The sequence below is a fragment of the Nordella sp. HKS 07 genome, from assembly GCF_011046735.1.
Lineage (GTDB): Bacteria > Pseudomonadota > Alphaproteobacteria > Rhizobiales > Aestuariivirgaceae > Taklimakanibacter.
Genome location: NZ_CP049258.1, coordinates 3,431,958 through 3,444,746, shown reverse-complemented (window position 1 = coordinate 3,444,746; position 12,789 = coordinate 3,431,958). Strand labels below are relative to the sequence as shown.

General features: G+C 60.4%; 14 protein-coding genes and 1 pseudogene. 7 read left to right on the top strand and 8 right to left on the bottom strand.

Annotated elements, in window-relative coordinates:
• The first annotated feature begins 183 nt into the window (after nt 1-183).
• The 3 genes and pseudogenes from G5V57_RS16160 to G5V57_RS16150 all read left to right on the top strand — a co-directional run.
• On the top strand, nt 184-456 hold the full coding sequence (locus tag G5V57_RS16160) for a hypothetical protein (protein ID WP_165168632.1): 273 nt from the start codon (nt 184-186) through the stop codon (nt 454-456).
• A 73-nt stretch (nt 457-529) separates the two neighbouring features.
• Nucleotides 530-1,159 (top strand): hypothetical protein, encoded by a 630-nt coding sequence (locus G5V57_RS16155; RefSeq protein WP_165168631.1) that lies wholly within the window; start codon nt 530-532, stop codon nt 1,157-1,159.
• 442 nt (nt 1,160-1,601) lie between these two features.
• Nucleotides 1,602-1,736 (top strand): annotated as a pseudogene (locus tag G5V57_RS16150) (formylglycine-generating enzyme family protein); the annotation flags it as partial.
• Between the two features lie 20 nt (nt 1,737-1,756).
• Here G5V57_RS16150 and G5V57_RS16145 read toward each other — a convergent pair.
• The 4 genes from G5V57_RS16145 to G5V57_RS16130 form a co-directional block, all read right to left on the bottom strand.
• On the bottom strand, nt 1,757-2,530 hold the full coding sequence (locus tag G5V57_RS16145) for a hypothetical protein (RefSeq protein WP_165168630.1): 774 nt from the start codon (nt 2,528-2,530) through the stop codon (nt 1,757-1,759).
• A gap of 193 nt (nt 2,531-2,723) precedes the next feature.
• Nucleotides 2,724-3,008, bottom strand: coding sequence for a hypothetical protein (locus G5V57_RS16140; RefSeq protein WP_165165506.1), 285 nt, complete (start codon nt 3,006-3,008; stop codon nt 2,724-2,726).
• The gene (locus G5V57_RS16135; RefSeq protein ID WP_165168629.1) at nt 3,005-3,820 is read right to left on the bottom strand and encodes a DUF2092 domain-containing protein; all 816 of its coding nucleotides are present in this window, start codon (nt 3,818-3,820) and stop codon (nt 3,005-3,007) included. The genes G5V57_RS16140 and G5V57_RS16135 overlap by 4 nt, the downstream gene beginning before the upstream one ends.
• A 185-nt stretch (nt 3,821-4,005) precedes the next feature.
• Nucleotides 4,006-4,437 (bottom strand): DUF2721 domain-containing protein, encoded by a 432-nt coding sequence (locus G5V57_RS16130; protein WP_165168628.1) that lies wholly within the window; start codon nt 4,435-4,437, stop codon nt 4,006-4,008.
• 317 nt (nt 4,438-4,754) lie between these two features.
• Between G5V57_RS16130 and G5V57_RS16125 the strand changes: the two genes are divergently transcribed.
• On the top strand, nt 4,755-5,195 hold the full coding sequence (locus tag G5V57_RS16125) for a helix-turn-helix transcriptional regulator (RefSeq protein ID WP_165168627.1): 441 nt from the start codon (nt 4,755-4,757) through the stop codon (nt 5,193-5,195).
• 70 nt (nt 5,196-5,265) lie between these two features.
• On the opposite strand, the gene G5V57_RS16120 is transcribed toward G5V57_RS16125, so the two are convergent.
• Entirely contained in the window at nt 5,266-5,985 is a 720-nt protein-coding gene (locus G5V57_RS16120) for a hypothetical protein (RefSeq protein ID WP_165168626.1), read from the bottom strand.
• Between the two features lie 452 nt (nt 5,986-6,437).
• Nucleotides 6,438-7,868, bottom strand: a complete 1,431-nt coding sequence (locus G5V57_RS16115) for a DUF1254 domain-containing protein (protein ID WP_165174147.1) — start codon at nt 7,866-7,868, stop codon at nt 6,438-6,440.
• Nucleotides 7,869-8,021: 153 nt separating this feature from the next.
• Here G5V57_RS16115 and G5V57_RS16110 point away from each other — a divergent pair, with 153 nt between their 5' ends.
• The 3 genes from G5V57_RS16110 (at nt 8,022) to G5V57_RS16100 (ending at nt 10,295) form a co-directional block, all read left to right on the top strand.
• Nucleotides 8,022-9,074, top strand: a complete 1,053-nt coding sequence (locus G5V57_RS16110) for an AraC family transcriptional regulator (protein ID WP_165168625.1) — start codon at nt 8,022-8,024, stop codon at nt 9,072-9,074.
• A 223-nt stretch (nt 9,075-9,297) separates the two neighbouring features.
• On the top strand, nt 9,298-9,711 hold the full coding sequence (gene queF / locus G5V57_RS16105; RefSeq protein ID WP_165174146.1) for a preQ(1) synthase: 414 nt from the start codon (nt 9,298-9,300) through the stop codon (nt 9,709-9,711).
• A 14-nt stretch (nt 9,712-9,725) separates the two neighbouring features.
• Nucleotides 9,726-10,295 (top strand): VUT family protein, encoded by a 570-nt coding sequence (locus G5V57_RS16100; protein ID WP_246737648.1) that lies wholly within the window; start codon nt 9,726-9,728, stop codon nt 10,293-10,295.
• A 5-nt stretch (nt 10,296-10,300) separates the two neighbouring features.
• Here the strand turns inward: G5V57_RS16100 and G5V57_RS16095 are convergent, their stop codons facing one another.
• Both G5V57_RS16095 and G5V57_RS16090 read right to left on the bottom strand, forming a co-directional pair.
• The gene (locus G5V57_RS16095) at nt 10,301-11,143 is read right to left on the bottom strand and encodes a c-type cytochrome (RefSeq protein WP_165168624.1); all 843 of its coding nucleotides are present in this window, start codon (nt 11,141-11,143) and stop codon (nt 10,301-10,303) included.
• Between the two features lie 334 nt (nt 11,144-11,477).
• Entirely contained in the window at nt 11,478-12,725 is a 1,248-nt protein-coding gene (locus G5V57_RS16090) for a Zn-dependent hydrolase (protein WP_165168623.1), read from the bottom strand.
• Nucleotides 12,726-12,789: the final 64 nt, after the last annotated feature.

Here is a 12,789-nt window from a genome sequence, read left to right as displayed (position 1 = left end):
ACCGCCAATCTAGGCCCATTTCCGGGAGTGGGCTGTGCACAATTGCTCACCTCGCGGTAGGTCAGCGCAGTGAATATATACTTGCCTGGCTTGGGAACCTTCTACCCCGTGGGCAATTTACATAACAGGGTCTCTCCCACATCGGCGCATCTGACCCCTCGGCGCCATAACCCAACAGGACACATGAAAACGTTTCTCGTAGCGAGCATGCTCGTTGCCAGCATCTCCTTTGCACCTTTGGCCATGGCGACGATGTCGCAGGCTGATTGCCAAGCGACCTGGAAGAAGGCCGATGTCAATAGCGACGGCAAAATGGATGGCAAGGAAGCCAAGCCCTTTATCGACGCAATGAACGTTGCGAAGGAAAAGCCCATGGACAGCCAGGGCAAGTCCCTCCAGTCCGGCGAATTTCTGAAGAGCTGCCAAGCCGGCACGTTCGACAGCGTGAAGCTGTAATAGCCTCGCGTCCCCACAATGGTTGTAGGCCGGCCGCGCCGGTCTACATTCCGAGTCTTGAAAAGGAAATAACATGTCTACGATGTTTCGAAATGCCGCCATGGCATCGTCATTCGCCATCATGGCGTTCGGCGCGGCCGGCATAGCCACCGCGCAGAGCAACGACAATTACAAAACCCTCAATGACTGCGTCAATCAGCAGAACTGCGGCGATCAGAGACCGGGCAACTCCGGCAAACAGCGGTCGCAGAACAACCAGGGTTACGATCAGAATAAAGATCAGCCCGCCGACATGCAGATACGCAAGAAGCCGCGGCAGAACAGCCAGAGTTACAATGGCGGCGATCAGCCCGGCACCATGCAGATGGGCAAGAAGCGGACGGCGCAAAACAACAACGGCAACTGGAAATACGATCCCAACCGGCATGAACGCCGGCGCAGCCAGAATTCGCAGTTCCGCTTTTATTTCGGCGGCTATTACTATCCGCAGCCCTATTGGATGGGTGAGTATTACGGTGCTCAATCGTATCGGGTCAGCTGCGGTGAAGGCCGCAACATCGTCGACGACAATGGCTATAGCCGCGTCCGAACCATCGAATGCGGCGGCGGGACATTCACGTATCTGGGTCGCCGCAACGGCGATACATTCAAGGTATTTCTGAATTCGCGCACCGGACGGATCGTCGGTCGCCGGCCCGTATGATCATCAGCAAGGGAAGTGGCCCGAACAAATCGGGCCATTTTCACACTTGACGTGCCGCTCAATGCAGATGCGTGCCAGTGCGGGCTGCTGCGCTCGCGATCTCCTCACAACAACAACAGATATTTCATTAATGACCTAGACGGATGAAGTTATAGCAACGCTTCAGCCGCCTGAGGGGTTGCTTTTCGGCGCGCCAAATCCTCGCCTGTTATCCCGAAGCGACAAACTCGAGAAAAACCCTCATTTTCTGCGTCGATGACGCGTATCGGGGCGCATCTTGACGGAGCGTGGCATCAAAAGACAAGAAATGCGCGGACCGTCATTGTAGGCGTATCGCCGGAGACAGACAAAATAACCTCGCTGATCCGGGCAGAAGGGGAAGCTGTTCGTGCATATCGACGTGGCTCAGGCCGCTTGCCCGGGGAGGCCCGCGCGAGACGGGATGTTCTTCGTGCCGGCCGGGGTTTTCCGCATGGGCTCCGATCGGCACTATCCCGAAGAAGGGCCGGCTCACCGCGTGAGCGTCGAAGAGTTTTTCATTGACGAGACGCCGGTCACCAATGCCCAGTTCGCGGCTGATTGAAGCAGCGCCACCTCTCAAAAATTGAATACGAAGCCGAGAAGCGGGCCGTGCTGGACGATGTCATAGACGAAGCCGTCCTTGCGGTAGTCGACGCCAACGCCGCGATAGCCGGCAATAATGGAGAAACTGTCGCTGGGCGCGTAGCCCAGGCCGCTCATGACGTCCCACATGAATTGCGAGGAGACGTCGAAGCCGCCGACCAATCCCCAGCCCGTAATGTAGAAATCAGGCGTGAAATTCGCCCGCCCCTTCAGGCCGACGAGCGGATCGACCCAGGTCTCATCGTCAGTGGCGGAGCGTCCGTCGAGATTGCCCCCATTGAGGCTGAATTCGGTATCGACCGACCAGAGCCGTCCGCCGGCGACGATGTCGAGGCTTGCGGTCTCATCAAGCAAGAGACTGTAGGATCCTACCGCGGTGAACATCAGGGTCTCGACATCGGCTTCGACACTGTCGGCGAGAACCCCGAACCGCGTATCCTGATCGGCCGTGAGCTTCACCCAGAGCAGATCGGTCGCGACGCCGAAACGGCCGTATCGCGCTTCGCCGACGCCCATGAGTCCGATATCGAAATTCTTCAGCACGTCGCTGAAGCTCGCATCGATGTCGACTTCCGGCAGGCCGAACTGCGCCACCTTGCCGTCCATGCCGGCGGCCCAGACATAAGGCGCAAAGGTGAAACTCCACCCGCTGTCGGGTTCCGGGGGCGGGACGGCGACATCCGCCGCATGCGCCATATGCGCGGTGGCGGCAAGTGCGATGGCCGCCAAGGTCAGTTTCTTAGACATTGCAATACTCCCCCCGGCAACCGCGCCCCTGTTGCATCTACGCTCTGAATTTATGTGGTGACATGCCACTGCGCGACTTGGACGTCAATCCGCCGCGGAAGGCCGGTTGCGATGGGCGCTGAGCACCACCGGACCGACTGTTCCTTCCCTCTAGATCGCGCGCCCATTCGCGCGACCTGCAGACGGGCATCCGCTACGGGCAGCGCCAGTATATGTGGCCATAGGCGTCGACGGCCTGCACGCAAGCGGGCCTGTAGACGGTCGCCGTGGCTGCTCCCACCGCCACCGCGCGCCTGGTCGTGCGCCTTGCCACGCCCGCATAGCTCAAGGGCGTCAAGGGACGCCCGACGATGGCCTGGGCTTGCGAGATCAGCGAGCCTGGACCGTCCCATGACGGCTTGTCGCTGAGCAGCAGGGCCCCGGCCCCGGCCCCGGCGGCCAGTGTCATGCGTAGAAGCGTTTTCATAGCGCTATTCATTTGGTTTCTCCCGTCATAACGCCTGCCGGCACTTCGTCGATGTCGGACAAATCGGTGATTTCGACTTTCTTGGCTTCAGCTGGCGGCTTGAACTCGAAGGCGCCGGCATCGACCTGCGCATCCGATTTCCATTCCGTGATGCGAAGCGTGTATTGTGGCGCGCCGGCCACTGCCTTGCTGGTGATGACATATTTCCGGGGTATGGGCCGCTCGCCCCTCTCTATCCAGATCTGCCAATCCGTATCCTGGTTGCGGAAAGCGAGATGATCGCTTTCGACGCCGTCGATCACGCCGTGTCCGATATATTTGGCGTCGAGGATACCCTCGCTCAGAACCAGATAGGCATTCGACAGCAGCAGGTCGGCGCCGGGCATGTCGAGCGCATATTTATCCCTCAAGAGCTCCACGAGCTGGTCGATCGTACCCGGAGCATCCGCCTGCGCATAGGCATTCGAATGCCTGCCCAGCACCGAAACAGTCTTGCCGTCGAAAACGAGCTCGACATCGGCATAGCCGCCCTTTCGCGTGATCCGCAGCTTGCCGGGACGGTCCACGAGCACCTCGCCGGAGCTGGTGAATTGTATCTTCTGGATCGCCGGCGTGATCACCTCGATATCGGCATCGAATTTGGCCGAGAACGACTTCTGGCCTATCACATAGTCCGACATGGCCTTCAGGATCTTCGTCGCGTCGTTGTCCTGGGCCCAGACAGCCGGCGCCAGAAAGACCACCATAGACAGTAGCACCGCCAGTTTCGCGATTCCCCTGCCGATGACCGGCAGACTTGGTCTCCATAACGCATTTCGGCTCATCCTGATTCTCCCTGAGATGATATCGGTCAAGTCGACGAGGTTATCCCATGGCGCAGCGCGGCTGTTTCGTCCGCGCATGCCATCACTGCCCGCCCTGGCCTTGGACGATACCTTTCGGCCCCCTTTCACGTCTTGTCAGTTCGCGCCAATTACGCAGTTTTCCGACGGCTCCGTTTCGCGCCCGCTCAATGATGATCATAGTCGGCGAGGGCGATGCGAACCTCGATAGCGAACACCACCAGGGCGGCACCGAGCAGAAGGAGGGAGACCATGAACAGGATGGCGGCTCCCCAGATGTGCTGGATGCCCACATAGGCGCTCGCGAAGGCAAGAACGATCAGCAGCGTCGCGACGATGCCGCTGCAGACGGATAGAAATATCGCCTTGTTCATCAGCCTGGCGCGCCGTCCGAGGCGAGGAATGTCGGCCTTCAGAGGGGAACGCGTGTCACCCTGGTCGGGTATGGCATTGAGATTGCGAAGACGATCGAGGATGTGAGTCATCCGCGTGAACATTATGGAAACGAAGCCCGCCACCGCACCGAGAAGAAAGGACGGCGCGATGACATGCGAAAGAACCTGAGCCAGATGATCGGCCGTTCCGGGTTCGACGGGCATCGGGGGTCAGGCCTCGCTTATGCGGATGCCGGCGTCCCCGATGTGCGGCGACCCGATCAATCCGCAGGCGTTCTGACAGCACAAATTCCGTATCACGCCGCTCTCCCGTTTCCACCCTCGATATCGAGTAATGCTATCGGCGCAACCGCATCTCTTCTTGTCATCTCACGCCATCCGGGCCGGTTTCAGAGCAGAGCTTGCAGGGCTTGGTGGCGCGGAACGTCAAGACGGAGCGAACGGATTGCACTAGATCAAATTGAGTTTGGATTGATCTAATCCAAACTCATCGTGATCTAGAGGCTGGATGCGACCCCGCGATGAGCAGAAAATCGAGAGTCCCAGTGGCGGCAGGCGAGGCAGATTGGATCACCACCGACCCTGTCAACGCCATGAGGACAGTCATCCAACGACTTATTCCCGCCGGCAAATCGCGGATCGAGAGCGCGGCTATGAGCGTCGGCATGAGCGTGCGCACATTGCAGCGCCGACTTGCGGAAATGGGGGTGAGCTATTCGGATCTCGTCGATGAAGTGCGCCTGGCTCATGCGCTCACCTTGATCGATGATCACTCGATCAAGCTCTGGGAGATATCCCGCAGGCTCGGTTATGCCGATGCGGCGAATTTCGATCGCGCCTTCAGGAGATGGACGGGACACTCTCCTTCTCAGGTCAGGGCATTCGACCGCAAGTCGCGCATCGATCTCATCAAGAGGAGAGCATCGGTTTCAGCCCCGGCGTCACGATCCGATCGGAAGTGATCTCGAAGTTCGCCTCTTTTCAGGAACCGACGCCGGCGGATGTCCACCGGCGCGGTTGCTGTCTGACGGATCAGTAGCAGGGTGGATAAGGATAGTAGCCGCATGGCGGCCGGTAGTAAGGGTAGTAGGAATCAGCTGCCGCTGCTGCGCCCACGGCCGCACCTGCAACCGCGGCGCCCGCGACGACGCCCGGATGTACGCCATACCAGGCGCCATGGTACACCGGCGCATGCCAATAGCCGTGGTAGCCGCCCCCCACGGCGACGCCGCCCCTGAACCCGCGCGCGGCGAACCAATCGATGAACAGGGCCGCAGGTCCGTTGGCACCTTCGAGACTGCCTTCGAGAATCTTTGCTTCGAAGGTTAGGTTCGCGCCGTCGAGCTTGGGTTTTGTCAGGATGACGACAGCGTCGCTGACGTCCGAACCATCGCCTCCAAGCACTGACACCGTAGCGTTGGGCGGATCGACGGCGAAGCTGTCCTTGCCTTCATCCCACTGCATGATGAACTGTGCCGTCGTCTGGTGACCGGCCGAGCGCACAGGGCGATCCGCGAAGACGATGGTGTTCGTCGACACGCCTGTCAGCGTGAGCTTGCCATCGGCCAGCGTGGCGCCGTCGGAATTGAGGACGGCCAAAGACGGAACCGGCGCTGTCGCCGTCACGGTTCCGATGGTCTTTTCCAATGGGACATGTGGCTTCTTTGCGGTTTCGGCAGCGCTCGCCAGTGTCGCACCGAGCGAAAAGCCCGCCGTGATGAGCAGCAACCTCGTGATGGTCCTGATTTTCATAACGTCTCTCCTTATGGTCCTAGACAACATGGGCATGTTTGGGACTGCGAGCATGAGAACCGGACGATGCTCGCGCCGCTGGATCAATACAGGACTGCTCTCCGCCAGGTTCGCCGCGCCACGCCGGCATAGGAGAGCCCAGCCTTGCTGCATCAACGCGGCTTGGGTCTCAGCGTCCAATGTGATCGTGTCCGCCTCGCCCGCTGGGAATTCGAGAATTGATTCATCGGCCGGCAAGCTGCTGCCGGCCCCACGTCCTTGAGGTAGAAGCTGGTACTATGTGGGAGATCGCTGGTGGCGTCAATGCTGAGCGCGAGCGCAATCTCGTCTCACGCCGTCGCCTCGATGCGACAGCAGGCAGGCGGCAAGCCACCACCGATCTTGATTCTCCGACCGCGCTCCTCGCAGGAGGAGCGATGCGTCGATCTCGCGAGATCGACGCATCGGCGCAATCAGCTCGACAGAACCTTGACCGGCGGAATGGTCCACGTGTCGTCAAGGATGGATGGAGAGCTCTCGCTCGGCCAATACATGCGCAGCATCAGGATGAACTTGCCGGCAGGCGCCGGAAGCCAGTTCGATTCCTTGTCGGGACCAGGGGATTCGTGCTGGATGTAGAGGTCGACCGAGCCATCGGCATTGCGCTTGAGATCCTGCCGCGCGCTGATCGAGTAGCGGTTGATCGGGTTCTCAACGAAGAAATACCCGCCGTCATACATGGTGAGGGACCAGAAGCCGTCCGCAGGCGGCAGCTCGCCCTTGGGGAAATGCATGACATACTTGTTTGCCCCGTCATAGGCGCTGCCCACCGCATCCTTGAGCGAGGTCGGGTAGACCGCGTCCTGCGGGCGGTTTGCGCCAAGACCGATGGCGGTTATAAGGCCGCGCATGAGATAGTCGGTGCCATAGAGGCCTGTCTTGGTCGTGAATCCCCAGCCGTTGATGTGCTTGACCTCGTTGTTGATCTTGAACTGGACCATGATCCGGTCGAATCCGACTTCGGGAATACGCTTGACGAAGCTGGCATTCAGCTTGCTGGCATCAAAGTCCTGTCCAGGGACCAGTCCGATCCTGGCAAAGCGAGCCACCTCCGGCGCATCCTTGGCGGCGGGGGGATTCGTCTTCATCAGCTGCGCCAGCAAGGTAAAATACTCGACCGCGCTCAGCCGGTTCACCTGATCACGGACCGGCGTCTTCACGTCGATATCGGGATTGACCTTGCCTTCCGGCGGCGTATAGGCCTTGCCATAGGAGCTGAGCGGCACCAGGCCGACCTGATCCTGTATCTCATGGACTGCCTTATAGTCCTCCGGTGTGCCGGTGCAGTAGATGCGGCCGAGCAGCCAGACAATACTGGTGGGGGACTTGAATTCCTTTACGCCTTCGGGGAGCGTTCCGTTCCAGTTCGGCCCGGTGATGGCATAGGTCTGCGCATCGGTGCCTGTGGTGCGCTTGCCCGGCACCTGAAACACGTTTGTCCATCCGTCGAGCATCGGGAAGAGCGCATAACGGCCCTTGAGATCCGGCAGGCTCAACACCCATGGCTCATCGCCGACATCCAGGAACGCTGTCGTATAAAGTGTGTCGGCATTGGGCGCGGTCACATCGCGGAACGACGCGTTGGGATATTCACGCATCTTGATGAGCTGTCCGACCGGCGCATGCGTACCTTTCGGCTTCGCTACATTTGTCATGACCCTGCGGGTCATTTCCATGGTCACGAGCGGATAGCCGTAAATATAGGCATCGGTTGCCAGCCAGAAATCTTCGAGGCCATCGCCGATACCGAAACCGTCCCAATCCGCCTTCGCCAGCGTGGCCAGTTGGGTGCTTCCAAGCAGGCTTGCCGCACCAAGGGCAAGGGTACGCCGTGTCATTCTCATCATAGCCTCCTCCGCGTTTTCAACCTGAGCCGTCAACCAATCGCACCTGCGTAGTCTAACGAACCGCGCATCTCCTCTCTTGGCATTTGGCGCCAATTCAGTTTAACCTGTGGTCCTCTCGGGGCGAGCGTCGACTGTGGCGACAGGAATACAATGGGATCGACAGAGGACGGTACTGGCGCCGACAGACCCGAGGATTCCATACCTTTGGTGCGAACGAGCGCACTCCTTTCCTTCGTCGGGTTTCTCGAGCGCATCGGCGCACCGGTCGAGAAGCGGCTGGCCGACGTCAAGCTGCCCTATCATGCCTTGAGCGAGCCCGAGAGCCTCATTCCGCTCAATCAAGCGCTCTTGTTTCTTGACAGAATCGCCCGCAGCGAAGGGCTCAAGGACCTCGGTGTCCTGGTCGGACGCGCGACGCATGTTCCGGAGCTCGGCGCCTTCGGCCGCCTGGTGCTTCAGTCATTAACCTTGTTTGACGCGCTCACGCGGATCTCGCAGATCATTCATCTCTACAATTCGGCGCAGTTCATCTGGGTGGATAGCTGGAACGGCAAAGCGCGGGTTTGTGCCGCTTATGGCCCGAATGTGGGGCCGGGGCGGGAATATGGCGAGCAATATACGCTGATGCTCCTGATCGACTGCATCCGCTTCGCGGCCGGACCCGCCTGGACGCCGTCGGAAATTCACCTGGCCGGGACACTCTGGGATTCACTTGCCGGCCATGGTCACGCATTTGACGGAATACCCGTCCGCCGGCAGCAGGTGTCGGCCATCGTCTTCGAGCGCGCCCTCCTGAGCGCCCCGATCGAACGCGCCCGACTTGCGCGGATGGAGGCGGGGCAGCGAGAGTATGATGCGCTCGTGTCGACGGCTCCGTCGCTCGATTTTCCCGACTCCGTCGGCCAGCTCGTACGCATGTTCCTGAAAGACGGCCACTATCACATAAACTGGATCGCTGCGGCCGCGGGCATCAGCGTGCGCACCTTGCAGCGCCGGCTCGCCGAGCGCGGCGTCGACTACTCGGCGCTGGTCGAAGGCGCGCGTTTCGATATCGCGGTTCATCTGCTCAAGGATCACGGCCGGAAGCTCATCGATATAGCCTTCGACCTCGGCTATGCCGATGCGGCGAGCTTCACGCGTGCCTTCAGGCGCTGGACAGGGGTCACACCCTCCGAGTTCCGTCACTTGCACGCGGCCGCCTAGCTCGCGCATCGCCTCACTTCGCGAACCGATTCCGCGCGCCGGCCGCCGCATCCCGAATTCTGAAATGGGTTATCGGGCAAGGGCGTTGATCAGGGGCCATCATTCAGCGTGTATACTTCTCGGCCGACGCGTGAGAAAAAGGGCCGACACAGTGCACCCTATGGAGCATGGATCATGACGAGCGAAATGCCCCCCCGCGCCGCAGCTCGGACGCAGCGCCGCCATACCTGCCTCACCCGAGGAAGCGGCGCTCGACGTCGTGCCCAATCCACAGGCTGGCACGCTCTATCTCACCCGCTTCACCTGCCCCGAATTCACCTCGCTCTGCCCGGTGACAGGACAGCCCGATTTCGGCCATCTGGTCATCGACTATGCGCCCGACCAGCTTCTGGTCGAGTCGAAGTCGCTGAAGCTCTTCCTGCACAGCTTCCGCAATCACGGCGCTTTCCATGAGCATTGCACCGTCTATGTGGCGAAGCGCTTCTGCGACGCGGCCAAGCCGATCTGGCTCAGGATCGGCGGCTATTGGTATCCGCGCGGCGGCATCCCTATCGACGTCTTCTGGCAGACCGGCGACCCGCCGAAGGGCCTGTGGATTCCGGATCAGGGTGTGGCCGCCTATCGCGGTCGCGGTTGAAAGGGGCAGATAACGTGCGGGACCATCTCCAGGCACTGCGGCGGCGCGAGGGGCTCATCTTCCTCACCGCCTTCGCCTTGTGCATTCCGGCCGCCAACTGGCTCATCCTGCATGTAGGGACGACCTGCGCGCCCAACGGCCCCTGCCTTTTGCCGGTGGCCCCCGGCGTGCTTGCCCCATCCGGAGTCCTGATGGTCGGCCTCGCTCTGGTGCTGCGCGACCTCGTTCAACGCCGTCTCGGCGTCAAGGTGGCCGCGGTCGGCATCATTGCCGGCGCGGTGCTCTCGGCCGTCTTTGCGCCGCCGCATCTCGTCATCGCCTCGGCGGCGGCGTTTCTCCTGTCGGAGACCGCCGATCTTCTCGTCTATACGCCCCTGCAGAGGAAGGGGCTGGTGCTCGCGGTGGCGGCGAGCAGCGCGATCGGCCTCGTCATCGACAGCCTGGTCTTTCTATATCTCGCATTCGGCAGCCTCGCCTTCCTCGAAGGTCAGGTCATCGGCAAGGCCTGGATGGTGCTGCTGTCGCTGCCGGTGATCGCCTGGCTCAGACGGCGGGACGAGAGGCTCGGCCTGACGGCGGCGTGACGGACCTACATGGGCTTCTGTTTGCGCTCTGCCATCGCCTTCAGATAAGCGAGCACTTCATCGGCCAGAAGGTCCGGCTTCGGATGCGAGGCGAAGGCCGGCATGGTCGCGTTGTAGCGGACCGAGCGCGGATCCATCATCCATTTGCGGATCCACGCATCGGACAGATACTCGGTCACATTCATCGGGTAATTGAGCTCAGGCGCCTTGTCGCCGCCCTCCCCGTTGATCGTGTGGCAGGCCATGCAGTTCTCCCGAAAGGCAATGAAGCCTTTCTTCGCCTGTTCCGAGGCGTTTTCTGGCGGACTCAATTTCGGAAAGCGGTCGGCGAAGGTGACGAGATCCATGCCGACAACCTGATACGGCCAGCCTGAGGCGCCCTCGGCACGCAGCTCGTCGGAACGAAGATTGTCCCAGACAAGATAGAAGGGCCCGAGCGGCACGTCGCTTTCGTTCTGGAAGCGATTCTGCACCTTGAACGCCTCCTGATCCAGACGGCGATAGACGAGATAGCCGGCATGCTTGCTGAAGCGATCCACCGGCAGGACCGGCTGATAACCATCTACGCAGGTGAACAAGATCTCGTCGATCTGCTTCCAGCGATGCCCGTAGACGGCGGCAAGGAGCTTGTCGATGTCGAAGCCCTCATAGGTCACGTTCTTGTCTTCATGCGGTTCCCAGACGGTGATCCGGGAGGCGGGAACCTTTTCTCTAATCTCGGCCAGGCTCAACTTGGCGACGGGTTCGCCGCGCACCGAGAAGCTTAACTGCCCGGTTTCCGCCGCGACCGCGAGTGATGTGAACATGCCGATGAGCGCCAGCGCGGACCAAATCATTCGTGCGAGCATCGCACACCTCCTCATGCGGTTATTCGACAAGGCGACCCGCGTCGCCTTTCAGAAGATTACCAGCATGAATGGAGATTGAAAGATGCGAGGACGAAGATTGTCCCGGCCGGATGCATCAACTCTTGAACCCGTTAACGCTGTCCGAGTTCAGAGCCGCCCGATGCTCAGTGAAGATAACCCATAAAATACAGGACGAGGATCACCGGCAGCGGGATTCCGATCAACCACAGCAAGCCACCTTTAAACATGGAGCCATTCCTTGATAGTTCAGTTGGGGGAACAACTCCTCATGGAGCATCTTGGTTCCCGATCATTGCTTTGCCCCGCGCACTCTTCATGCATTGGCGCGGCGCAATACGGCGTTGAGCAGGACATTGACACCCGGCGCGGTGTAGGAGGGCTCGATATGCTCCTTCTCGTTGTGGCTTATGCCCTCCCGGCACGGTGTGAAGATCATGACAGTCGGAATCACCTTCGCGACATTGTAGGCGTCATGGCTGGCAGCGCTCAGCAGATGGCGATGCGAGACGCCGAGATCGGCCGCCACGCTGCGCACAAGATTGATCAGCCTGCTGTCGAAAACGACGTCCCCGAAGCTCCACTCTTTCGCGATCTCTATGCCGACATTCGCCTTCCTGGCCGCAAGCGGCACGAAGTCGAGAAACTCCTGGTACATCTCCCTGGCCTTCTCATCATCCGGATGGCGCATATCCACCGTCAGCTTGGCTGAATGCGGGATGATGCCGTATCGGTTCGGCTCGATCAGCAGCCGCGAGCAGGTCGTGCGTCCTTCCGGCTCGAATGTCCAGCCGATATCGTTCAGCCTGGCGATCAGCAACGAGGCGCCCACCAGGGCATTGCTGCGCCTGCGCATGGGGGTCGGCCCCGAATGCGCATTCTCGCCTGTCACACGCAGCTCCGTTCCGAAGGTTCTAAAGCCACCAGTCACGATCCCGACATGCAGGCCCTCGGCATCGAGTGTCTCGCCTTGCTCAATATGAAGCTCGAAATAGGAGTCATAGTGCTCAGGCAGCGGCTGTGCCGATCGCAGATAACCGATCCGGGAGAGCTCTTCCGCGAAAATCTTGCGATCGTCATCCAGCTGGGCATGAACCCAGGCCACGTCATGCGCGCCCGTGAAGGCTCCCGATCCCATCATCGGGGGCTGGAAGCGGACCCCCTCTTCATTCGTCCAGGTCACGAGCTCGATCGGCCGCCTGGTGACGACACCGTGATCGTTCAATGTCCGGATGATTTCGAGCCCGGCGAGCACACCCAATATGCCGTCATAACGCCCACCGGCGATCTGGGTGTCGAGATGGCTCCCGATCAGAATCGCGGGCAAGGTATCGTCGAGACCTCCCCGGCGCGCGAAGATATTGCCCACGGCATCCACACGCACTTGGCAGCCGGCGCTTTCGCACCATGCCACGAAGACGTCGCGCATGGCTTTGTCCTCATCGGTCAAGGCCAGGCGCCTGAGACCGCCGGCCCTGCCTGGTCCGATCAGCGCCGATGCGTCGAGATCGCGCCAAAGACGCTCGATATCGATCTCGATGCTGTTTGCCCTGCCGGTGTCCATCCGTTGCCCCAATAAGTCACACCGCCGAGCTTCTTGCAGAACCCGCTATGTTGACCTATTCAAA

Excerpts from the sequence above, each read along its gene's own strand:
- G5V57_RS16125 (WP_165168627.1), top strand. The coding sequence starts at position 4,755 with ATGAGCAGAAAATCGAGAGTCCCAGTGGCGGCAGGCGAGGCAGATTGG.
- G5V57_RS16145 (WP_165168630.1), bottom strand. The coding sequence starts at position 2,530 with ATGTCTAAGAAACTGACCTTGGCGGCCATCGCACTTGCCGCCACCGCG.
- G5V57_RS16095 (WP_165168624.1), bottom strand. The coding sequence starts at position 11,143 with ATGCTCGCACGAATGATTTGGTCCGCGCTGGCGCTCATCGGCATGTTC.
- G5V57_RS16110 (WP_165168625.1), top strand. The coding sequence starts at position 8,022 with ATGGGATCGACAGAGGACGGTACTGGCGCCGACAGACCCGAGGATTCC.
- G5V57_RS16120 (WP_165168626.1), bottom strand. The coding sequence starts at position 5,985 with ATGAAAATCAGGACCATCACGAGGTTGCTGCTCATCACGGCGGGCTTT.
- G5V57_RS16115 (WP_165174147.1), bottom strand. The coding sequence starts at position 7,868 with ATGAGAATGACACGGCGTACCCTTGCCCTTGGTGCGGCAAGCCTGCTT.
- G5V57_RS16135 (WP_165168629.1), bottom strand. The coding sequence starts at position 3,820 with ATGAGCCGAAATGCGTTATGGAGACCAAGTCTGCCGGTCATCGGCAGG.
- G5V57_RS16160 (WP_165168632.1), top strand. The coding sequence starts at position 184 with ATGAAAACGTTTCTCGTAGCGAGCATGCTCGTTGCCAGCATCTCCTTT.
- G5V57_RS16155 (WP_165168631.1), top strand. The coding sequence starts at position 530 with ATGTCTACGATGTTTCGAAATGCCGCCATGGCATCGTCATTCGCCATC.
- G5V57_RS16090 (WP_165168623.1), bottom strand. The coding sequence starts at position 12,725 with ATGGACACCGGCAGGGCAAACAGCATCGAGATCGATATCGAGCGTCTT.
- G5V57_RS16130 (WP_165168628.1), bottom strand. The coding sequence starts at position 4,437 with ATGCCCGTCGAACCCGGAACGGCCGATCATCTGGCTCAGGTTCTTTCG.
- G5V57_RS16140 (WP_165165506.1), bottom strand. The coding sequence starts at position 3,008 with ATGAATAGCGCTATGAAAACGCTTCTACGCATGACACTGGCCGCCGGG.